Origin of the sequence: Methylobacterium sp. P1-11 (genome assembly GCF_008329595.1) — a bacterium.
Taxonomy (GTDB): domain Bacteria; phylum Pseudomonadota; class Alphaproteobacteria; order Rhizobiales; family Beijerinckiaceae; genus Methylobacterium.
Map to the genome: position 1 here is coordinate 37537 of NZ_NPKS01000019.1, position 20144 is coordinate 57680.

Consider the following 20144-nt stretch of genomic DNA (forward strand, 5'->3'; position numbering starts at 1 on the left):
AGCCATGTCCGCAGGTCTCACGCCGTTCGGCGCCCTCTCCCCGGCCGACATCGCCCGTCTGATGCAGCAGGCTCGGCCCCAGGTCGATGTCTCGGCCGACGACGTTCCGGCCGCGATCTCACCAGGCTTCACCGGCTTCGTGCCGCCAACCGCCCCGACCATGCAGCCGCAGGTCGCCGCCGCGGTGCCGTCCGCCGAGCCCGAGGCTCCCGCCCGCGCCCCGCTGCGCATGTTTGGCGCTCTGCCGCCTCAGATGGACGCCCCGACTGCGCCAGAGCCTGCGCGGTCCCCGCTCCCAAGCCTCATCGGCTCGCGCGCGCCGGCCATGCCGATTTCTGCTGCGCCCGCACCGCGTGGTGATGACGAGGCACCCGCACCGCCCGTTCCCACTCGTCCGCTGAGCTTCGGCAGCCTGCCGACCCCGACCGCCCCGGCTCCGGCCAACGCGGCCGGTGTTTCCTCTCCCGCGCCAGCCACGGCCACCTCTGCCGCGGAGCCGTCATTTTTCGACCGGATCGGCGATGGCCTGCGCAGCCTCAATAAGAACGGCGGCGCCGACCTGTTGATGTCGCTCGGGATGGGGCTGATGTCGACGCCGGGGTTCGGTCGCGGCGCTGCGGTCGGCCTGAAGAACTACCAAGACAACGAAGGAAAGCGCGCGGCCTCCTCGCTGGCCCAGGCCGAGTTCGGTCTGAAGGCGCGCAAGGCGCAGCAGGAGCAGGGCGTCCAGAACCTGACCGCCCGCGCCATCATGACCAAGATGCCCGGCACGTCGGCCGAGGATGCCGTCGCGCTCGCGGGCAACCCCGACTTCGTGAAGAGCTTCCTCTCGGGGAACTACGGCGCGCCGGAAGGCTACGTCCGGACTTCGACCGGTCTCGTGCCGGTAGCGGGTGGCCCGCAGGACCTCGGGACGCTCAAGGCCCGCGCGCAGGCGCAGGCCGAGGGCACCGCCGCTGGTGCGAAGGACGACGTGCAGGTCATCACCCGCCCCGACGGATCGATCGTCGGCGTGAACAAGTCCCGGATCGGCGAGACCGATGGTCCGTCTGCGCTGACCCCGGTCGCCCCGGCGACGGGCGGCGCGCGGGTCTGGGGCACGGTCGGTGCCGATGGCCGGATGATCGAGCCGCCACCCGGCACCCCGGCGGGCACGCCTGGAGCGTACGACGAGAAGGGCATGCCGCATGTCGCCCTGACGCAGGGCACGAACCAGCTACCTCAGAAGGCCAACGCCGAGCTGGATCAGGCCGCCGTGAAGGCGATCACTGAGAGCCGGGCGAAGGCCGAAGGCGCCATCGGCACCATCGCCGCGATCAACCGGCAGAAGGAAGCGCTCGACAAGGGGATCATCGCGGGCTCCGGCGCCGACTGGCGGACGCAGGCCCGCGCGATCACCGCACAGGTCTTGGGCATCCCGGACAGCTACGTGACCAACTCGCAGCTCTTCGATCAGGCCGCGACCCAGAAGAGCGCCGAGTTGGCCAAGGCAATCAGCCAGTCCGGCCACACGACCAACATGGACCTCCAGCTCGGCAAGACGATCTCGTCGGGCGACCGGTCCAGCGTCGAGGCAGCCCTGCGCGCCGGCATCGAGGCGCAGGAGATCCTCGCCAAGAACACGATCGCCCACCACAACGCGAGCGTGGATCGGTTCGCGACGCCGGAGACGGCGCAGCGCGCGGGCTTCTTCAAGGTGGAGCAGCCCGAGGTCTACCAGTACAAGCCGGCCGCCCCTGATCGGGCGGCTGTCGAGGCCGAGATGCGCCGCCGCGGGATGATGCGCTGATGGATCTCTCGAAGATCTCCGACGACGAGCTGCAGCGCCTCTATCAGAGCGCGGCCGCGCCCCAGGCGACGGCCGGCGCCGCGCCGAAGGCCGACCTTGCCGGCATGTCGGATGCGGACCTGCTGAAGCTGCACCGTGGCTTCTCGGACGCGCCGACGGCCGCCGAGCCGGGCGACGCCTCGGCCGCGGTCGGGCGCGGGCTCATCGAAGGCGTGCCCGTCGTCGGCCCGTACCTACTCGCGGGCGCGAACCGCGCCGCCGCGGGGATTCGCGCGCTGAAGAACGACACGCGCTTCTCGGACGAGCTGGCGAACGTCGAGCGGTTCGGCGAGCGCACGGCGGCCGAGCATCCGATCGCGTCCGGTGCCGGTGAGATCGGCGGTGGTGTTGTCGGCGCGCTCCCTCTGATGGCGGCCGCGCCCGCGGCGTTCGGCATCTCGGGCGCTGCGCTCCCCGTTCGTATGGCGGCTTCCGGACTGTCTGGTGCTGGCCTCGGCGGTGCCGATGCTGCCGTCCGGTCCGGCGGCGATCTCGGTGCGATCGAGCAGGGGGCTGCCATCGGCGGCGGTCTAGGCGCTGGCGGTCCTCTCATCGGTGCGGGCGTCGGCCGTGTCGTGCGCGCGATCAAAGGCGGCAATCCAGGCGAGCACCTCTTGCGGGAGGCGACCCACGGCCTCACGGAATCCGAGCTGGCCGCGGCCCAGTCACTGCGCGATGGGGCGATGAACAGCCCAGGAGGGCCGGTCGCCCTCTCCGTGGACGAGGCGTTGAACGCAGCCACCGGCGGGAAGGCGGTGCGCGCCTCGCAGCTCGCCCGCGTGGCGGCGAACTCGGGCGGTGAGGGCAGCCGGATCGCGGGCGAGTTCTACGCGGCCCGTCCGGCGCAGGTCGACAACGCTGGCCGCGCTCTGTTCGACCGCATCGGTGCGGAGCCGGCGAGCCCGACCGGCCTCGGCTTCGACGTCCAGACCGCGGCGCGCCAGGGTGTGATGCAGACGCCGGAGGGCACAGCGCTGTCGCAGGCGCGCGCGGCGACCGGCCCCCGGATCACGCCGGAGCAAGCCGGACGCATCATCCAGGACGAGATGCGCGGCGTGGCCGATGCGCTGGAGGCGCGCCGGGCGGCGCAGGCGGACGTCGACTACCGGGCAGCCCGGGCCGCGCCGGAGACGGTCGGCATCGAGCGCACGACCACGGTGGAGCGCCCCGGCGAGCCCATCGTGACGCCGCAGCAGTACAGCCGCCCGCAGTTCGCCGATGGTGCGCCGGCCCCGCTCGGACCGCCCCCAGGTCGCGCCGATGGAGCCATCCAGGAGGCGGGCCCGGTCAGCCTCGGGCGGTTCATCGCCCAGAACGGCGGTCTGCCGCTCGAAGGCGACGTGCTGGCCACCGACCTGCACAAGTTCGGCATCCCCGGCCTCGGGAACGTCGCGCGGCCGGGCGGGAAGTCGATCGACAACTTCTGGCGCGAGCGGCTGATCGAGGAGGGGTATTTCCGCCCCGACGCCGACGGCGGCATGGCCCGGGACATCTCGTCCGAGCTGCTGCGCAAGCTCCAGAACGAGCAGCGCGGCGTCCCGTCTTACCCGCTCGGCTCCAGCCGGGCGATGGGGGCCGGTCCGACCGCTGGGCAGCTCGGGGACGAATATGCCACCGCCCTCTCGCAGGCGGAGAACCGGCTGAACGGCGACCTGCGTGCTGCCGGCGTCGATCCGGCCAGCGTTCACCCCGACGTGCGATCGCGGACCCTCGGCGCCCTGATGCGCGGCGAGACCGCCGAGCCCCTCGACGCGTTCGAGCGCACGGTGAACGCGATGCGCGAGCAGCCCGCGCCGCTCGTGAAGACGCCGACCGTGACAGAGGAGATCCCCGACATCCGGTTCGGGCAGGTCGACCCGCGCCCGGCCCTTGCCGCCGTCGCTGAGCAGGGACGGACGGCGAAGGGGGATGTGCGGGGCGCCTTGACGGCGGCCGGCCGCGACCTGCGGGAGCCCGGCGGCGACCTCGACATGAGCGTCGCCGGCCTGCTGCATGCCCGCGAGCGGCTCGACTTCAGCATCCGTGCCGCGCAGGACATCGGCGACGCGACGAAGGTGCGCGATTTGCAGGCCACCCGCTCGGCGCTCGACGCGCAGTTGAAGAGCGTGCCGGAGGTGGCGACCGCCGACGCGAACTTCGCCGCCAACTCGGCCCCCCTGGAGCCGTTCACCGGCAACAACCCGCTCGGCCGCGTGGTCAGACGGGACGATCTCACCGGCCGCATGGCGACCCCAGCCGAGCAGGTGCCGGGCATCGTCGGCCAGCCGTCCGCCGCGCGCGAGATGCTGGCCCAGCCGGCCCCGAACTCGCGCCAAGCCCTCGGCCGGCACGTCGAGACCCAGATCCTCGACCGCGCAACGGGAGCCAACGGAGACTTCTCGGCCGACACGCTGCGCGCGGCGATGCGCGAGCATGCCGACGTGCTCGACGCCCTCCCCGAGGTGCGTGATCGGCTCTCCCGCCTCACGATGGCGCGCGAGGGCATGGCCCGGATCGAGGCGTCGCCGCTCGGCCAGATCGCCCAGCGCCCCGACGTGGCCGCCGCGACCCGCGCCCTGTTCGCGCCGAACCCGGGCCCGGGCAGCCATATCGAGGTGGCAGGCGCGATGCAGGCCCTGGCCCGCAACGATGCCCCGGCCGCGCAGAGCCTCGCCCGGACCTATCTGGAGACGGTGTTCAACGAAGCGACCCAGCAGTCGAAGGGCATTGCGTCCCAGTATGGCGGAGCCGGGTTCGCCTCAGCGATCCGGGGTAACGCACAGCAGCGCCACAACCTGGAAGCCGTGATCCGTGCACTGCCTGACGGCGAGACGCGCTGGGGCGGCCTCGACCGGCTGCTGACGACCCTGGAGGCGACGGGCTACCGGCCGGCGAAGGGATCGGACACCGCCTTCAACCACGCCATCCAGAAGGAATTCCAGTCCGGCAAGACCCACGTCGGGCAGGCGGTCTCGGATGCGGTCACCGGCATGGTGGCCGGGGCGGCAGCCGGTGGCTTAAAGGGTGGCGTCGCTGGTCTCGCGGTCGGCGCCAAGCACGGGATCGGCGACGCGATGATGCGAGCACGGATGCTGAACTCGGGCGAGGCCGTCGCGCGCCTGATGTTCGATCCGAAGGCGCTTCCGGACCTGCGGGCGCTGTCGAAGTCCCCGCCCGGCAGCAAGAACGCCGAGCTGTTCACGAGCCGGCTGCTATCGCTGGCGAATGCGGGAGCTGCGCCGGCGCGCGAGCCAGCTGCGCAGTAGAGGCGGGTAGATGTAGAGGGCGAGCGCGAGCCAGCCTACCAGCATGATCACGCCGAGCGGGCCGACGCCGATCGATCCCTGAAGGGCGGTCATCACCGGCGGCACGATGGCGTGCAGCACCACCGACAGGAGCGCCATCGCTCCGGTGAAGAGCAGCCAGCAGAGGAAGACCTGGGCGCGGGTCGGCATAGGCGTCTTTAGAGCGTTTTCGGTTTAATCTGGCTCATATCCCGCAGCGGCGAAGAAGTTGGCGCATTCATCGGGTGTGATGGTGTCGATGAGCCGGCCGATGGCGGCCCATAGCCCTTCGACCGTGCGCTCAGCCGCCTTGCGCAGGAGCGCCTTGAGCTTGGAGAAGGCCATCTCGATCGGGTTAAAGTCCGGCGAGTAGGGCGGCAGGAACAGCAGCCGTGCGCCGACGGCTTCGATCGCTGCGCGGACGGCCGGCCCCTTGTGGCTGCCGAGGTTGTCCATGATGACCACGTCTCCGGGGGCGAGTTCGGGCACGAGCACACGCGCGACGTAAGTCTGGAAGGCGTCGCGGTTGATCGGTCCGTCCAGCACGAACGGCGCGGCGATCCCGGACAGGCGCAGGCCCGCGACGAAGGTCGTGGTCTTCCAATGGCCGTGCGGCACGGGAGAGCGCAGCCGCTCGCCGCGCGGGCAGCGTCCGCGGGTTCGGGCCATGTTGGTCGAGGTCCAGGTCTCGTCGAGGAACACGAGGCGGGCGGGGTCGAGGTCGGGCTGGCCCTCGAACCACGCCTCGCGGGCGGCCTTCACGTCCGGGCGGTCCTGCTCCGCGGCGTGGGCTGTCTTTTTTTGTAGGTCAGGCCGCGCGCGTCGAGGAAGGCCCACAGCGTGCCGAGCCCGACCGTGAGGTCGCGCTCGTCCTTCAGGCAAGTGCGCATCTCCTCCAGGGTGATGTCGGTCCTCTCGGCGATCAGACCTCGCAGGTAGGCCTCGTGCGGGTCGAGCTTGGAGCGGCGCGCCCGCCCCTGGGGACGGGGAGCCACCGTCCCGGTCGTCGTCAGGGCGGCCATCCAGCGGATCGCCGTGGCCACGCCGACCCCGAAGCGCGCGGCCGCCTGTCGACGCGACGTTGTCCCGGCCGCGTCGACGACGCGTTCGCGGAGGTCCTGGCTGTAGGGTCGGCCCATACCTCGCTCCTCGTCTGGAGCACGTAATGAATCAGTCCCACACCGCCGCGTGAACCCCACACACCCGATTCAGCTCAGACCGAAAACGCTCTAGCACGGCTCAGCCGTTCCGGCGCGCCTCTCTGGCCGCGTCGCGACGCTGATCCTGTATCGCCCGGCACTGGATGTATTCTGGTGCGCCTGGTTGAGCGCCGTAGCCTCGGCAGATCGCGTCATCCTTCGCCGTGACCTCCGCGTCGCTCATGAAGAGCTCGCCTCGGCCGGGACGGTTGGCGGAATTGCAGGCGGTCAGGGTGGTGGTCATCGCCAGAAGTAGAACGAGGTGTTTCATGGTGCTCCTCACGACGAAGGAGCAACATGCTGGCGGAGCCTTGTCGATGGCGCGGTCGCCACACTCACATCCCGACGGCCCCAATGGCTAACGAGAGGTCATGAAGCCACTGCGCAGCGTCAGGGCTTTATCGCGTACTGAGGGCCGCACGGCGCTTGCATCGTGCTTGTCTTCGCGATCGCGGGCGTGATTTTGCTGATTGTCCAGACCATAGTACCGACGCCTAAATCATTCTGACGGATCAGATAGGTCTCGGAAAAGTCGGCACCATAAGCAGAGATCAGCATGGTCTTAGTGGCTTGATCGAAGTTGATTAGGCCTACCTTGTAGCCCGTTTTGAGATAGCTGCGCGTGGTTGCCCTGTCCTTCACCAGCAGATCGAGCTGGTCGTTTTCGTTGAGGAATACGGTCACGCGCCCGTCGTCAACGCCGTCTTTTTTCCAGCCCCCTTGGCCAGGCCCGACAAAGCCGCCCTCAAAATAGTAGGATTGTCCATCTGACGCTCCGCACCGAGCGAGAACTGTAATATCCTTCGCTTGTCCGGCAGCCGGCGTCATGAGCAGAGCGGTTGCCAAGGCGGCTCGGTGCCAGTTGGTGCGCATGCGGCAACCTACGCGAGCATCCGGCCCGCCGGATATGGCGCGTCCGCCACACACTTGATCCGACGGGCGATATGGCGCTGCCACAGCCTCGCCGCGGATCGGCTAAGCGACCGCCTTCGCCCCACTGGCATACGCCCACATTGCTAGCGCGATGCCAGCGAACACGGTCAGGTTCAGGGCGATCCGAAGCCAGTGGGGCATCACGTTTCGTCATCCGTCTGCTGAGACCGGTATCCCCGCGCCGCTCGCACGATGATCGTCACGAAGGCGACGGCCAGTGCCAGGATCAGCGCCTCGTAGCTCCAGCGCTCCATCCCCTCCGGCAGGTGTCGCGCGAGTGTGCGAACGATGGCCGCGGCGAGTGCGACCAGCGTGACAAGGCCGAGAGCGAATTGGAGCCAGCGGGGCATGGCGCTAGGGTAGCACGTCCACCCGCGCCGATCAGCGCCCGGCCCACCCCTTGACCCGACGGGCGAACCGCGGGAAATAGCCACCGTCCGCAGCGCTGCGCGCCGGACCCTGAAAGCCGCTCCGCAAGGGCGGCTTTTCGCGTTTCAGGACCCCTGCCCATGCCGACCGACCCGCGCGTCGCCGCTGTGATCGCCGCAGCGGCGCAGGGCAGTGGCCTGGATCAGCGCTACCCCGGCTTCATGGCGCGGATGGCGCAGGTTGAGAGCAGCGGGGATCCCGGCGCCTCGAACCCGTCCGGCGCGGCGGGGCTGTACCAGTTCATGCCGAAGACGGCGGCGGCCTACGGGCTGGCTGACCCGTACGACCCGGACGCTTCGGCGCAGGCCGCCGCCCGGCTCACCCTCGACAACGCCGCTTCACTGAAGCGGGCGCTTGGTCGGGACCCGACGCAGGGCGAGCTCTATCTCGCCCACCAGCAGGGTGCCGGCGGCGCATCGAAGCTGCTCGCGAACCCGGATGCGGCCGCAGCCGACCTCGTCGGCGCCAAGGCCGTCACAGGTAACGGCGGCAACACCGGAATGACGGCCCGGGACTTCGCCGGGTTGTGGCTTAGCAAGTTCGACGGTGGCGGCCGAGCCATGACGATGCCGGGCGGCGCGGCCGGTCGCGGCGCCTTCGGTCTGTCCGGCCCGGTAGCCGCCGGCACCGAGGGCTCGGTGACGCCGGCCGGCGGCGCCGCGATGCAGGCTCCCGAGGCGGATCGCAGCCTCCAAGTCGCGGCGCTGCTCCGGACACTCACCGCCGCGGATGCGCCGGCCGCCTCCCCGGTCGCGCAGGCCGCTGCGGCTCCGGCCGCACCGGCACCGGTCCAGATGCACCCGGCCCGCCGGCAGGCCCCCGCCTTCGATGCGCAGCGCTTCTTCGCGCTGCTGCCCGGCGCCAAGACCCGCTAACCCGAGGACGACCCTATGCCCGGCGCCATCAACTGGGACGTCGCGCCCTCGGGCAACGACGTCTCGGATCCCCCGATCATCTTCAACGAAGGGCAGCCGGCCAAGACCATCAACGACGCCATGCGCGCGCTGATGGCCTCGGTGAAGCTCTGGATGCTCGACAACGCGGGCGTGAACCAGGCCTACGGGTCGGACGCCTACACGGTGATCACCCGGCAGGGCGTGACGGCGAAGGCAGCGGCCCAGGCGCACACGCTCAAGTTCCGGACCACGACCACCAACCTCAACCCGTGCACCCTGTCGCCGGACGGGAACACGCCGCGGCCGTGGCTGCGCTCGGACGGGACACAGTTCGGCCCGGGCGACATCTACCCGACGGTCTGGTCGGTCGTGTTCGACCCCGATGCCGGCGTCTACCGCACCCTATCGCCGACCACGGAGGCCGCCGGCAAGATCGCGGCGTTCGGCGGCCCCAACGTGCCCTCCGGCTGGGAGATCTGCGACGGCCGGCCGGTCTCGCGCGCCTCGTACGCCGCGCTGTTCGCCTCGATCAGCAGCCTGTGGGGCGTCGGCGACGGCTTCCAGACCTTCAATCTGCCCGACCTTCGCGGCCGGTCGCTGTTCGGCGCGAACCGAGGGCTGAACCTGCTCACCGCGGCCGGGGGGCTCGTCGGCTCGCTCGGCACGCTCGGCGGCTCCGAGGTGGTGGCGATGCTGGCCACGCAGATGCCGCGGCACATGCACACCTCGACCATGTCGCCGGCCGGCTTCTTCCAGCCAGAGATCCAGAACGCCGGAGCGCACAACCACGGCGGTACCAACATCGACGGCGCCCACGACCACACCGGCTCGACCAACTTGACCGGCAACCACGCCCACACCGGCACCAGCGACATCAGCGGCGATCACGCCCACGTCGTGCAGTACGGCTACGGCTTGGTGAGCACCGCGACGCCGAACAACGCGCAGGTCGTCACCGGCATCAACCTGGGTTCGCAGGGTAACGGCCAGACCACCCAGAGTGGCCCGCACGTGCACACCTTCACGACGGGCGCGACCGGTAATCACGCGCACAGCTTCGCGACCGATCCCGGCGGCACCCACAGCCACGTCATCTCGCTCGATGGCGATCACACCCACACGATCGATCCGACCCCGAACCACACGCACACGCTGGTGATCGACACGGCCGGCTCGGGCGACCCGCACCCGAACGTGCCGCCGGGTGCCGTGGTGACGTGGGCGATCAAGACCTGAGGACCGGATGAGCGCCTTCAAGTGGAAGACCGACCCGACCGAGAACGGGCAGGTCGACGCGTCCGTGCCAGCGCTGCCGGGCACCTCGGCGCGCGATCTGCCCGGCGCTGCGCGCGGGATCATGGCGGGCGTCGCGATGCTCGTCGCCGATCAGGGCGGCGCGCTCGTGTCCGAAGGGCTGACCGACGTGTTCGAGGTGCAGACGACCTCGGGCCTTCGCCCAGGCCCCGGCGTGATGATCGGCTTCTGGGCCCATCGCGACAGCGTGGCCGAGCCCGCGCTCGCGGTCGACGGCTACGGCCCGGCACCGCTGCTCGCGGCCGATGGCGGCGAGCTCGCTGCCGGCGCCATGCGGAAGGGCGAGTTCCAGCTCGTCGTCTGGGACGAGGCGATCGCCGCCGGGCAGCCGGCGTGGCGCAAGGTCAACCCGGCCCCGACCGATCTCGCCGTGGTGAACGCCGCGACCGTCCTGGCCGCGCTGCAGTCGATCCTCCCGACGTCGGCGCCCCCCGGCAAGGGCAAGCTGTGGTTCAACGGCGGTCAGTTCGCCGTGACGACGGAGGACTGACATGGGCGCCTTCGACTGGTCGACACAGGCCGCGCAGAACGCGACGGCCGATCCCGACGTGCCGGCCCGGGACGGTACCTCGGCCCGTGATCTGCCCGGGCTTGTCCGCGACCTGATGGCGGCCCAAGCCGCGGTTCTGGCGGATCAGGGTGGCGCGATCCGCACCGCGGGCCTCGCCAACGCGTACCTCGCCCGGACGGCGTCCGGCTTGTCGGCGATGCGCTCCGGCGTGGCGCTTCTGGTCCAGGCCGACCGGGACAACACCGGCAGCCCGACGCTCAACGTCGACAGCCTCGGGGCGCGTCCGTGGCGCGACCTCGACGGCACGCCGCCTCCGCCCGGCCGGATCAAGGCCGGCGCGTTCTACCTCGCCGTCGCCAACGGCGCGGTCTGGACCTCCGACTTCGGTGCGCTCGCACAGGCGACCGCGGAGGACGCGGCGATCACGGCAGCCCTCATCTTCGGCGGCATCTGACATGAAGCAAATCGACCTGACCGGCGTGGTGCTCAACCCCGCCGCGCGGACGCTCGACTTCTCGGCGCTCGCGATCGATCCGCGGTCCGTGCTGGCCGTCCTGCACGAGCCGACCAACCGCTTCATCTTCGCGGCCGGTCGCTCGGGACTCGGCTACGCCTCGATCGCGGGCGCGGTGATGACGCTCGCCGCGGACACGTCCGGCCTCGCCCCGGGACCGCTGACCGGCTTCCGCGACGACGGCGCCGACGTCGCCACCGACGTTCGCCTGGAAGCGTGCCGCGCCCTGCTCGCCACCGGCAACGCCACGCTCTCGAACCTGTCCACTGCCATTGGCACTCCGTCCGATGCCGCGACGGGCTCCGATGCCGCGGCCGGTTCGCTCATCGCCAAGGTGACGCGCCTGCTCGGCACGCAGACCGGGATCGCGACGGTGCTCGCCGCCGTGCGTGACCGGCTGCCCGCCGCCCTGGTCGGCGGCCGCCTCGCGGTCGACGGCTCCGCGGTGACGCAGCCGATCTCGGCGGCCGCGCTGCCGCTCCCGACCGGGGCCGCCACCTCGGCGGCGCAGGTCACCTCGAACACGGCGCTGGGTGCGCCCGGCGACGCTGCATATGCCGGCGCCGGCTCTCCTTCGATCATCGGCGCGCTGAAGGGCCTCTACGTGGCCATGGTGGCGGCGACCCCGGCCGGCGCGAACGTCATCGGCCGGGTCGGCATCGATCAGACGACGCCCGGAACGACGAACGCCGTGGCGGTGACCGCTGCCGTCCTGCCCGCTGGCGCCGCGCAGGATGGCGCCGACCCGGCCTCCCCTGCGGTCGCCAATGCGGGTACCGGGATCCGCGGTTGGCTGGCGACCATCGCCGGCTTGCTCAAGCTCGGCCCGGCCGCGAAGGCGGCCTCAGCCTCCATGACGATCGCGACGGATCTCAACAACCTGGAGCCGGCCGGCGCGGCGATCACGGGTGCAGCGATGCCGACGGGCGGTGCGGGTCTGACTGGGTGGCTGTCCGCGATCTGGTCCGTCCTCAGCAATGCCCAGACCCGCGTGGTCATGTTCGCAGACCAGTCGGGGCAGGCCTACGCCGTCTCGGCCGCGGTCACGGGCGCAACGCGGGATGCGAGCGCCTATCCGGGGATGACGAAATACAACATCTCCGTCGCGGCGGATCAGAGCGGGACGCTCTTCTTCCAGGGCTCGAATGACGGCTTTGTTACCTCGGTAAGCACCAGCATCCAGCCGGTGACCGCCAATATTCCTGTCACATACTCGGTTCCCCTGACCTACCGATACAACCGGTTCGTCTACGGCAACGGAAGCAATGCTGCGGCGACAGTGTCTATCGCCTCGTCCCTCTCGGCGGCCTGACGGGCTCGCCGCACCGCCTCCTCCAGACCCGAGCCTTCGATGACCGCTGATCCGGCGCGGCTGCCTTCGCCTGCCTTCAACGACGTGAGCGCCGAGGTGCTCAGCGGCTCCATGAAAGTGGCCTCGCGCGGGGTGACCCAGTCGTTGGTCGACTTCGTCGGGCCGGATTACTACGATTTCGACTGGGGCTGGCCGGGACTGGGTAAGCCCAAGCGCAACGGCATCGACGACGATAGCGCGATCTGGAATGCCATCGCGGCCAACAAGCCGGCGATGAAGGTCATCCCCGGCGTCATCAACGTGAAAAGCGCCGGCCTCGTCCACGAGCTGCCGAACCTGAAGCTCTCTGTGCCTGGGGGCGGTCAGTCCGTCCAGGTGGTGCGCGACCTCGCTCTTCAGGGCGTCCCAACCATGCGGATCGGCAGCGTGGAGGCCAACAAGCCAGCCGGCAATGTGCATATGGACCCTCTGTTCATCGTCCACCCGTACCGGCTGGGTTTCGCTGGGTCGGCGTTGCCGTCCCGCCTCACGAACGACGAGAGCGCTCTCGAGGTCCACGGAGCCCAGGGTGGCGATATCGGCCTCGTCTGGTTCGGGCACGTGAACGGGATCAGCATGTACGGCGGCGATGGCTACACGCTGCGGCCCTACTTCGCCGGCGGGATGTGGGACAATACGAACGCGGATCTCCAGGAGACCAAGTCGGCCCTCCGTTTCCTGGCCAGCCCCACGCACGGGCATGGTAAGACGGGCGCGATCCTGGGCGGCAACCTAATCGGCGGCTACGAGTCGGCCGCGCGTGACTTCCAGATCGGCCTTCAGACGCTGCATCGACCGGAGGCCATCGGCGCCCAGGCCCTCGTCCTGATCGAGAGCCTGGAATACGGCTACATCGACAGTACCTTCGTCGGAGGCGCGAACGAGCATTCCATCGCCGTCATCCCGACCTCGGCGAGCTGTGTGCTTCAGTCCCTCAAGATTACGAACTCGGACATCGACCAGTCTCGGATCTCCGGCGTCTACGCCCGTCGTGATAGCGCGTCCTATCCGATACTGCAGACACTGCTCATCAGTCATACCGAGCTGAATGGCGTCTATGAGGGCCGACACGCTGTCTTCATCGATGACATAGGCGGGGTCCGATCCGTACGTAACCTCGGGATGAGCAATCTCGTCACGCGGGCTCATCTGGCAACGCCGTTCTACCTTCGCGGCGTCGACGGGGGGTTCGCAAGCCAGATCCGGGCGTGTGGCTACAACGAAGCCGGAAACGTCAACGATTCCGGCCCCGGCCTCCAGTCCTGCGTGTCGGGCATGTACATCACGGGCCTGACCCGCAACTTCCGTCGATCGTTCTGCACCTTTGGCGGCGACGCCAACGATGACGACGCCACGAACAAGTGTCAGTGGGGCGCGATCGACGGCACACTGGCGTCGGCCAATAACCGGTACTTCGCGGACATGGCGCTGAACCTCGGCATGGCCGGCGGCGCGCTGCGCGCGGGCGGGACGGCAGAGACCGCCTGAGGCGAACGAGCCGGTCGCCTAAGCTCTCCTCGTAAGCTCTCCTTTCAGAGGTCCTGATGCCCCTGCGCTTCCCGGCGCGGGCCGCCCTCGCGTGCCTCGCGCTCGCGGGGTCGGCCCCGTGCGCCCTGGCCGAGACCGCCTCCTGGTACGGCTCCGGCCATCGCACCGCGAACGGAGAGCGCTTCGCGCCCGACGGTCTGACCGCAGCGCACCGGAGCCTGCCGTTCGGCACCCGCGTGCGGGTGACCTACGGCGCCCGCTCGGTGGTCGCGCGGATCAACGATCGCGGCCCCTTCATCGCCGGCCGGGCGATCGACCTCTCGCGCGGCGCGGCCCGGGCCATCGGCCTGTCGGGCGTCGGCCGCGTCCACCTCGCCATCCTCGGCTGACCCTCGACGATCCGGAGACCGCCATGGCCACGTCCACCGACGGGGGCGCCTTCGCGCGCCTGGACCGCACCAAGTTCTTCGCCGCGCTGAAGCCGATGTTCGGCTCGTACACGCAGGCGCAGGTCGACGGCCTCAACCACCTCCTCGACGTGTTCCTGGCCTACGCGCTCGTACTCGACCGGCGGCTGCTCGCCTACATCATCGCGACCTCGTTCCACGAAACCGGGCGGCGGATGCAGCCGGTCCGTGAGGGGTTCGCGACCACGGATGCCGGCGCCCGCGCGGCGGTGACGAAGCTGTTCGCCCGCGGCGCCATCAGCCGGAACTACGCGCTGCCGAACGCCCGGGGCCTCAGCTTTTACGGCCGCGGCGACGTCCAGCTCACCTTCGAGGACAACTATCGCCGGATGGGCGTGCTGCTCGGTGTGCCGCTGGCCGACGACCCGGATCTCGCGCTCGACCCGACCATTTCGAAGCGGATCCTTGTCGAGGGCGTCACCCGCGGCGTGTCGCAGAAGGGCGACTTCACCGGCAAGGCGCTGGAGGACTACATCCACGGCGACGTCTGCGATTACGTCAGCGCCCGCCGGACCGTGAACGGCACCGACAAGGCCGAGCTGATCGCCGGCTACGCTCGAAAGGCGGAGGCGGCGCTGGTCGCCGGCGACATGCCGCTCCTGGGCGCACGGATGCCCGATGCACTCGGCAAGCCCGCACCTGTCGCTATCCAGCCCGCGACGCCAGCCTCCTACGCCCCGGCCGCCTCGGTGGCGCCGGCCGGTCCGGCAGAGACCGGCTTCTGGGCGCGTGTCCACGCCGTGCTCTCCCGCAAAGACAAGGTCGCCTGACATGCGCCGCGCTCGCTTCCGCCGCCTCCGGCTCGGTATCCTGCGCTGGTACGCCGCCGCGCGCGGGTATCGGATCTACGCGCTCGCCCTCGTGCTGGCCGTGCCGGACATCCTCGACGCGCTGGCCGGTGTCGACTTCACCGTCCTGCTGCCGCCTGGCTGGGGCGCGAAGGCCGCCTCCGTCCTGGCGATCCTGCGCGTCGTGCTGGGCATCGTGATCCGGCGCCTCGCCATGGTCGGACCGCCGCCCGCCGGAGGGCCGCGCTGATGGGCGCCGTCCTCGCCATGGCCGGCAGCCTCCTCGTGAAGCTGTTCGGCTCCGGCATCGTCCAGGCGGTGCTCGCCTACCTCAACAAGCGCTCCGACAACGGCGTGCTGACGAACGCGCAAAACGTGACCGGCGACGTCACCGTCGCGCAGGCCCAGCTCACCGCCTACGTCGAGGAGCGCAAGGTGGTCGCGCAGGAGCGCGCCGAGCAGCACCTATCGCCGTGGACCGCGTGGATGATCCCGACGGCGTTCGGGTTCTGCATGATCCACTTCGGCGCGATCGTCCTCGACAGCACCTTCCGGTTCAACTGGCAGGTCGCAAAGCTGCCGGCACCCTACGACGCGATGGAATGGTCGATCGTCATGGCCGTGATCGGCGTCGCCGGCATCGCCCCAACCGTCCGCCGGATCTTCGGCAAGTAGCCCCTCACCCGCTGCACACAAACCGGCTTGCCTGTCACGGAAGGCCGGTTCTGCAACTCAACCTTCCCCCCTGCTTGGGGAGAGGCCGCGAAAGACCGCCGCCATGGACACGTCCTTCCTGTCGCCCGGGCCGATCACCTGGGCGCAGCTCGTCGCGCTCGCCGCGTTCCTGTTCGCGCTCGGCAAGGGCGTGGATTGGATATTCGGGAAGCTACGCACCGACACGAAGGAAGCGGTCTCACCGCTGACGATCGACATGGCAGCGACCAAGATCGAGATCCGCTCCCTCGACGAGAAGCTGAACGCCTTCAAGATCGAGGTGGCGCGGACCTACGTGACCGGCGACGTCATCACTCGGCTCGAGCGGCGCATCGACGACATGGTCACGTCGGTGCGGGGCGAGATGAAGGAGACGCGCGAGGCGATGCTGAAGGCCTTCATGCATCGGCCGCCCGACTGACCGGCGGCTGTTAACATCTGTCAACGCCCTTGGCGCTCTGGCTTCGGCCGGGGCGCCTTTCGTCGTTTCGGTCTCGGCGTTTTTTGCAGGGCGGCCGAAGGATCAGCTTCGTTGGATTAGCTCAGGCTCAAGCCGGGCAACGAAAGTGACTGCCACCGTGGTCATAGGGTGGTGATCGCCCGAGCCGCTGAAGGTAACGCTCAGGATTGGCTCTGATGAAGAAGTACGCTTTTCGTGCACACGCACGATTTCGGTCTGTCCTGTTCGCGGGTCATGAACGACATACCAGCCAGTTTCGTCCGGCTTCTCTCCAGCGGGTATCGGGCGAATGGCAGACTGCATGCCTTAACCTCAGCCTATCGCGCAGAGCGTACCGTCGGCGATCTTAGCTCGATCGTCTCGACGTTAAAGTCACTTTTGTGCGCAAGGCCTGCCTCCAATGCACTCAGCCCCGCCGGCATCCGCCGCGGGGCTTTTTCGTGCGCTGAACGGTGGTACGATCTCAGCCGACGTCCGCAGAACGCAGCAGACGTCCTCCAACTCAGCCCGTCCGGCTCACCGCCGCGGCGGGCATTTCTTTAACTACCAGGCGGCATCATGCGCATGGATCCAGCCGCGGCCAGGCCCCGAGGTATGGATCTGAGAAGCCCGCCCGGTTCGCCGGCGCTGGCTTTTTAGTGCCCGACTGTCAGCGTGGCTTCGGAGCCGGCGATCTCGGATCCTTGAAGAAGCCGCTGCGACCTTCGGCCAGCCCGGTGTTCACGAAATGCACCAGCGGGTTGTGGCCGGAGGCAGCTACGTCGGGGTTTGCAGCCAAGTAGCCGCTTGTGCTGAAGCCCGCGCTCGGGTCTCGGCCTTCCTTCCAGCCGTGGCGCAGGTAGTGGTCGAGCGGATTGAGGCCGGCCACGTGCACGTCCGGGTAGGCGTTCAGATAGTAGACCGGGTCGAAGCCCGGCAGCCGGACCTTGACGATCGAGGGGCGCCGCTTGAACGGCCGCAGCATGCGCAACTTCATGATGGATCCCCGAGCGCTCGAAGCATGCTCGATCCACCATCGCGCGGCGCGTCGCAAGCCTGAACCGGCAGATCTCGGCATCGGACGGCTTGCTCGTTGGGGTCCGCACGGCTCGGTAACCGCCGCCAGACATCCTGACGTCGAGCCAAGTTGCGTATCGGCTCGGGTCACTCGCTGGTGAGATCGGACGCTCCCCGCCCGGTGAGCAGATCGGGGCAGCGCCGAGCGGATGGTCAGCGGACCGGCAACCAACCATTCAGCCGTGCCGCGCCGGCATGTCCGACATACCGCCCGCCATCGCCTCCTGGCGCGAGCAGATCGAACGCCTGTCCGAGCCGGCCTCGTTATGCCGGTATCGCTCTAAAATTGGCGCCCAACCGATCGTTAACCACACGAGATCATGCTTTGACGTAAGCGCTACATCGGCGAGGTGTTCGACGCACCGGTGGGGTTGATGTCATTCAGGCATTTGACCTTCGCGGCCCGAACTCAGTGCCATTGTCCTTTATGTTCTATCCAAGGGGTGCGTTGTGAGCTCCAATCGACTGTCATCCAAGAGCGGAAGATTTGAATATCAGGGTGGTATTGATTTAGTTGATTGCGGAGATATACATCTCTTCATGATGATGCGGGACAATCTCTACAATATATGCGTCCCGCCCGATCGCAAGGGAAAAGCCCCCGCTGATTTTTATCGCAACGCTATTCAGAATGGGTATGCCCGACCTCCCGTTGATCGCGCCAGCATAAAGACTGAGCGCAGAGCACGATTTGCGCTATACAAAGTCGTCGATCACATGATCCGGAACTGTCCGGGCTTTACATTTTTCGACGTTGGAGCCTTTGTGGGCGACGTAAGCCTCAGGTTTGCAAATTATTGCCGGGCTGAGCAGGCCTCTTGCTCATTTGAATGCTTTGATCCGACCTTGGCTGGTGATCTGGTTCCGTTCAACATTGAATTAAACGGCCTGGAAAATTATATTAATCATCATAGTCTGGCTGTGTCCCATATCGACGGTCCTATATCTTTCGAGCAGCGATTGGGACACAGTGACTCGGGTAGTAGCGCTCTGTCCGGAGGCACAAAAAACACACTTGTACGATCCGTAAGGTTGTCAACAGTGTTGCAGGATATCGCGCCGCCTGCGGCGTTTATCAAAATTGACACCGAGAACTTGGAAAACGTAATCATCGAAGATTGCAATAGCTTCATTGCCGACGCTCCCAATGCGCTCTGCGTGGAGGTCAACGCGTCATCTGGGCCACTTTTCGACACTTTGGCGGAGCTGACGAAGACACACGCCTTATGGGACATCGGTTATGTTCCTCGGCCATTTCGTGCGAGGGCGGTGCGAGACATGCCTTCCTTGTTGCAGAATGTTCGAGGCCTTCCCTATGGTTACACGGATATTCTGGCTATCTCTCGTAAGATGCCGAATTTTGAGGAGATCGAAGCCGACCTCAATCTCGTTGAAGAAGAGCCGGTGGGGTATAGTCTAGTATATTGAGCTTCGACTGCCTTAAGTTGAGGCTGATCCAAGGTCGGCTTGGTGGTGCGCACTGAGCCGAAGCTCACGGTCTCAGCTGGACCGCGGAGCGACTCTTCGGCGCCCATCCGGAATACGGCTTCCTGCGCGTCGAGTATGCCGGCGCGCTGATGGTCAACGACCGGCCGGTGATCGCCGTCGAGCCCGACCGGATCGTGTTCGACCGCTTCTCCGGCTACCGGACGAAGCCCGGGCAGACCTGGGGGCGCCGGTCTGGGAGTTTGCCGCGTGTCGTATCTAGGCCTGACGCCCGACAGCAATCGCATCGCCCACCAGAGCAGTGGCGCCTAAGCAGATCACATCTTCAGCAACGTTCACATGTTTATCTAACGAGTTTGGCCTGAATTTGCGTCAACACCAAATTCATGGCCGGACCATACAGATTTTCGAAGTGCTCATAGGTGTCGGCAAATTGGTTCATCTCGGCGGCGCTGAGCATATCGTCCGCCAGTTTGCCTTGCACAATCGACGCGAGCGACACGCCCTCGGTTGGACTTTCGATCAAGAACCGTTCCGCGATCTCTCCGATGATGTAATCCGGCTGGTAACGTTCAATCATCTCATAGTCGAAGCCTGCCGCGTGCGTGAACACAACCTCGCTTACGTGAAGAGAAATTCCGTAGCAGAGATGCAAACTCGCGAAAGAGTCACCAAATATAAGGACCCGGCAGGGCGCGCCATAGGGATTGACAATTCGCGTGACGCATCCGCGATTGGTAAGGCCATTAGTTGTGATCTCAAGAGCAGGCGCGTTTGAAATCGCTCGCTCGCTTAGTTCCGGACAAGTCTCGCCTGGCTCAAATAGATCGAAACTAGTGACGGGCTTTATAGACCAAGCTGGTTGGAAATTATCCGTATCTATACCTAGTGTGTGCAGGATTTCAGCTGATGCTTCATAGCCGCCGAAGGTAGTCGTGTGGCTGTCGCCGACATGATACAATTCGTCGACCTTTTGATGTTTGATGCGGTCGTAGAAAACGTAATGCGCCCAACCGACATCAGCTAGAAATGTGGCGAACCTATCCGGCACTACTCGAAGGCCATTCGGCAGTAACTTTTCGTAGAGACAAGTCTTCTCCGGCATGATGAACGTTCTTGTGCGAGAACCGTATCTAAATGTTCGAGATCTCAGAACGTTCGACCATTGATGGCTTACGCTGCTCGACGCACGGGCTAATCCCGTCATCTGCGACATAGAGAGATTGTTGCCGTCGCCGAGGAAGCGCCAACCCTCGCTCCCAAGTAGGACACGGGGGAAGTTTTGGGCTGGGGCATTTGGCAAGGACATGATGGCGTACTTAGGTTGTGCTCGCTGAAGGCACCAGCGAAATCCATAGTTGGCGCCCTGGCTCAGCGAGCAACAGTCGGGCTGCCTGCCGCGTGGGTTTTCGGCTGACCTGAGAGTTCGCGGCCCGCGCCCGTTGACGATCGGCCTCATCCTCGGCCGAGCATCGCCTACCAGCTTT

Annotated in this window: 21 protein-coding genes; 14 read left to right on the forward strand and 7 right to left on the reverse strand. The window is 67.4% G+C overall.

The window, feature by feature from the left end:
• The first annotated feature begins 4 nt into the window (after window positions 1-4).
• Together CIW48_RS19410 and CIW48_RS19415 are read left to right on the forward strand one after the other, a co-directional pair.
• Window positions 5-1789, forward strand: coding sequence for a hypothetical protein (locus CIW48_RS19410; RefSeq protein WP_149312229.1), 1785 nt, complete (start codon window positions 5-7; stop codon window positions 1787-1789).
• The gene (locus tag CIW48_RS19415; protein ID WP_149312230.1) at window positions 1789-5073 is read left to right on the forward strand and encodes a hypothetical protein; all 3285 of its coding nucleotides are present in this window, start codon (window positions 1789-1791) and stop codon (window positions 5071-5073) included. The genes CIW48_RS19410 and CIW48_RS19415 overlap by 1 nt, the downstream gene beginning before the upstream one ends.
• Here CIW48_RS19415 and CIW48_RS19420 read toward each other — a convergent pair.
• The 5 genes from CIW48_RS19420 to CIW48_RS19440 all read right to left on the reverse strand — a co-directional run bounded on the left by CIW48_RS19420 (window position 5020) and on the right by CIW48_RS19440 (window position 7573).
• Window positions 5020-5262: a hypothetical protein gene (locus CIW48_RS19420; RefSeq protein WP_149312231.1), complete on the reverse strand. Its 243-nt coding sequence runs from the start codon at window positions 5260-5262 to the stop codon at window positions 5020-5022. The two genes, CIW48_RS19415 and CIW48_RS19420, sit on opposite strands and share 54 nt — an antisense overlap.
• Window positions 5263-5286: 24 nt before the next feature.
• A protein-coding gene (locus CIW48_RS19425) for an IS630 family transposase (RefSeq protein ID WP_149312232.1) occupies window positions 5287-6230 on the reverse strand; the annotation gives its coding sequence in 2 pieces (ribosomal slippage) (window positions 5287-5894 and window positions 5894-6230; 945 coding nt in all).
• Between the two features lie 100 nt (window positions 6231-6330).
• On the reverse strand, window positions 6331-6561 hold the full coding sequence (locus CIW48_RS19430; RefSeq protein WP_149312233.1) for a hypothetical protein: 231 nt from the start codon (window positions 6559-6561) through the stop codon (window positions 6331-6333).
• A 119-nt stretch (window positions 6562-6680) separates the two neighbouring features.
• Complete coding sequence (locus CIW48_RS19435) at window positions 6681-7163, reverse strand: hypothetical protein (protein WP_149312234.1); 483 nt, start codon at window positions 7161-7163, stop codon at window positions 6681-6683.
• 200 nt (window positions 7164-7363) lie between these two features.
• On the reverse strand, window positions 7364-7573 hold the full coding sequence (locus CIW48_RS19440) for a hypothetical protein (RefSeq protein ID WP_149312235.1): 210 nt from the start codon (window positions 7571-7573) through the stop codon (window positions 7364-7366).
• A gap of 159 nt (window positions 7574-7732) precedes the next feature.
• Between CIW48_RS19440 and CIW48_RS19445 the strand changes: the two genes are divergently transcribed.
• The 11 genes from CIW48_RS19445 (at window position 7733) to CIW48_RS19495 (ending at window position 16116) form a co-directional block, all read left to right on the forward strand.
• Window positions 7733-8527: a transglycosylase SLT domain-containing protein gene (locus CIW48_RS19445; protein ID WP_149312236.1), complete on the forward strand. Its 795-nt coding sequence runs from the start codon at window positions 7733-7735 to the stop codon at window positions 8525-8527.
• Between the two features lie 15 nt (window positions 8528-8542).
• A complete protein-coding gene (locus tag CIW48_RS19450; protein ID WP_149312237.1) occupies window positions 8543-9784 on the forward strand; it encodes a tail fiber protein in 1242 nt (413 codons plus the stop codon).
• A 7-nt stretch (window positions 9785-9791) separates the two neighbouring features.
• Window positions 9792-10352, forward strand: coding sequence for a hypothetical protein (locus CIW48_RS19455; protein WP_149312238.1), 561 nt, complete (start codon window positions 9792-9794; stop codon window positions 10350-10352).
• 1 nt (window position 10353) lies between these two features.
• Window positions 10354-10827 (forward strand): hypothetical protein, encoded by a 474-nt coding sequence (locus CIW48_RS19460; protein ID WP_149312239.1) that lies wholly within the window; start codon window positions 10354-10356, stop codon window positions 10825-10827.
• 1 nt (window position 10828) lies between these two features.
• The gene (locus CIW48_RS19465; RefSeq protein WP_149312240.1) at window positions 10829-12199 is read left to right on the forward strand and encodes a hypothetical protein; all 1371 of its coding nucleotides are present in this window, start codon (window positions 10829-10831) and stop codon (window positions 12197-12199) included.
• A gap of 39 nt (window positions 12200-12238) precedes the next feature.
• A complete protein-coding gene (locus CIW48_RS19470) occupies window positions 12239-13726 on the forward strand; it encodes a hypothetical protein (RefSeq protein WP_149312241.1) in 1488 nt (495 codons plus the stop codon).
• Window positions 13727-13782: 56 nt separating this feature from the next.
• On the forward strand, window positions 13783-14115 hold the full coding sequence (locus CIW48_RS19475) for a septal ring lytic transglycosylase RlpA family protein (RefSeq protein WP_149312242.1): 333 nt from the start codon (window positions 13783-13785) through the stop codon (window positions 14113-14115).
• Window positions 14116-14138: 23 nt separating this feature from the next.
• Complete coding sequence (locus tag CIW48_RS19480; RefSeq protein WP_149312243.1) at window positions 14139-14963, forward strand: glycoside hydrolase family 19 protein; 825 nt, start codon at window positions 14139-14141, stop codon at window positions 14961-14963.
• A 1-nt stretch (window position 14964) separates the two neighbouring features.
• Window positions 14965-15231: a hypothetical protein gene (locus CIW48_RS19485; protein WP_149312244.1), complete on the forward strand. Its 267-nt coding sequence runs from the start codon at window positions 14965-14967 to the stop codon at window positions 15229-15231.
• On the forward strand, window positions 15231-15656 hold the full coding sequence (locus CIW48_RS19490) for a hypothetical protein (RefSeq protein ID WP_149312245.1): 426 nt from the start codon (window positions 15231-15233) through the stop codon (window positions 15654-15656). Before CIW48_RS19485 ends, CIW48_RS19490 begins: the two co-directional genes overlap by 1 nt.
• Before the next feature lie 103 nt (window positions 15657-15759).
• On the forward strand, window positions 15760-16116 hold the full coding sequence (locus tag CIW48_RS19495) for a hypothetical protein (protein WP_149312246.1): 357 nt from the start codon (window positions 15760-15762) through the stop codon (window positions 16114-16116).
• A gap of 688 nt (window positions 16117-16804) precedes the next feature.
• Here CIW48_RS19495 and CIW48_RS19500 read toward each other — a convergent pair.
• Window positions 16805-17131 carry a hypothetical protein gene (locus CIW48_RS19500; protein ID WP_149312247.1) on the reverse strand — a complete coding sequence of 109 codons (327 nt, stop codon included), beginning with the start codon at window positions 17129-17131 and terminating at the stop codon, window positions 16805-16807.
• 620 nt (window positions 17132-17751) lie between these two features.
• Here CIW48_RS19500 and CIW48_RS19505 point away from each other — a divergent pair.
• Window positions 17752-18639 carry an FkbM family methyltransferase gene (locus tag CIW48_RS19505; protein WP_149312248.1) on the forward strand — a complete coding sequence of 296 codons (888 nt, stop codon included), beginning with the start codon at window positions 17752-17754 and terminating at the stop codon, window positions 18637-18639.
• Between the two features lie 361 nt (window positions 18640-19000).
• On the opposite strand, the gene CIW48_RS19510 is transcribed toward CIW48_RS19505, so the two are convergent.
• Window positions 19001-19762, reverse strand: coding sequence for a hypothetical protein (locus CIW48_RS19510; protein ID WP_149312249.1), 762 nt, complete (start codon window positions 19760-19762; stop codon window positions 19001-19003).
• Window positions 19763-20144: the final 382 nt, after the last annotated feature.

Coding starts and splice junctions, on each gene's coding strand:
- CIW48_RS19410 (WP_149312229.1), top strand. CDS start 5: ATGTCCGCAGGTCTCACGCCGTTCGGCGCCCTCTCCCCGGCCGACATC.
- CIW48_RS19415 (WP_149312230.1), top strand. CDS start 1,789: ATGGATCTCTCGAAGATCTCCGACGACGAGCTGCAGCGCCTCTATCAG.
- CIW48_RS19420 (WP_149312231.1), bottom strand. CDS start 5,262: ATGCCGACCCGCGCCCAGGTCTTCCTCTGCTGGCTGCTCTTCACCGGA.
- CIW48_RS19430 (WP_149312233.1), bottom strand. CDS start 6,561: ATGAAACACCTCGTTCTACTTCTGGCGATGACCACCACCCTGACCGCC.
- CIW48_RS19435 (WP_149312234.1), bottom strand. CDS start 7,163: ATGCGCACCAACTGGCACCGAGCCGCCTTGGCAACCGCTCTGCTCATG.
- CIW48_RS19440 (WP_149312235.1), bottom strand. CDS start 7,573: ATGCCCCGCTGGCTCCAATTCGCTCTCGGCCTTGTCACGCTGGTCGCA.
- CIW48_RS19445 (WP_149312236.1), top strand. CDS start 7,733: ATGCCGACCGACCCGCGCGTCGCCGCTGTGATCGCCGCAGCGGCGCAG.
- CIW48_RS19450 (WP_149312237.1), top strand. CDS start 8,543: ATGCCCGGCGCCATCAACTGGGACGTCGCGCCCTCGGGCAACGACGTC.
- CIW48_RS19455 (WP_149312238.1), top strand. CDS start 9,792: ATGAGCGCCTTCAAGTGGAAGACCGACCCGACCGAGAACGGGCAGGTC.
- CIW48_RS19460 (WP_149312239.1), top strand. CDS start 10,354: ATGGGCGCCTTCGACTGGTCGACACAGGCCGCGCAGAACGCGACGGCC.
- CIW48_RS19465 (WP_149312240.1), top strand. CDS start 10,829: ATGAAGCAAATCGACCTGACCGGCGTGGTGCTCAACCCCGCCGCGCGG.
- CIW48_RS19470 (WP_149312241.1), top strand. CDS start 12,239: ATGACCGCTGATCCGGCGCGGCTGCCTTCGCCTGCCTTCAACGACGTG.
- CIW48_RS19475 (WP_149312242.1), top strand. CDS start 13,783: ATGCCCCTGCGCTTCCCGGCGCGGGCCGCCCTCGCGTGCCTCGCGCTC.
- CIW48_RS19480 (WP_149312243.1), top strand. CDS start 14,139: ATGGCCACGTCCACCGACGGGGGCGCCTTCGCGCGCCTGGACCGCACC.
- CIW48_RS19485 (WP_149312244.1), top strand. CDS start 14,965: ATGCGCCGCGCTCGCTTCCGCCGCCTCCGGCTCGGTATCCTGCGCTGG.
- CIW48_RS19490 (WP_149312245.1), top strand. CDS start 15,231: ATGGGCGCCGTCCTCGCCATGGCCGGCAGCCTCCTCGTGAAGCTGTTC.
- CIW48_RS19495 (WP_149312246.1), top strand. CDS start 15,760: ATGGACACGTCCTTCCTGTCGCCCGGGCCGATCACCTGGGCGCAGCTC.
- CIW48_RS19500 (WP_149312247.1), bottom strand. CDS start 17,131: ATGAAGTTGCGCATGCTGCGGCCGTTCAAGCGGCGCCCCTCGATCGTC.
- CIW48_RS19505 (WP_149312248.1), top strand. CDS start 17,752: ATGATGATGCGGGACAATCTCTACAATATATGCGTCCCGCCCGATCGC.
- CIW48_RS19510 (WP_149312249.1), bottom strand. CDS start 19,762: ATGCCGGAGAAGACTTGTCTCTACGAAAAGTTACTGCCGAATGGCCTT.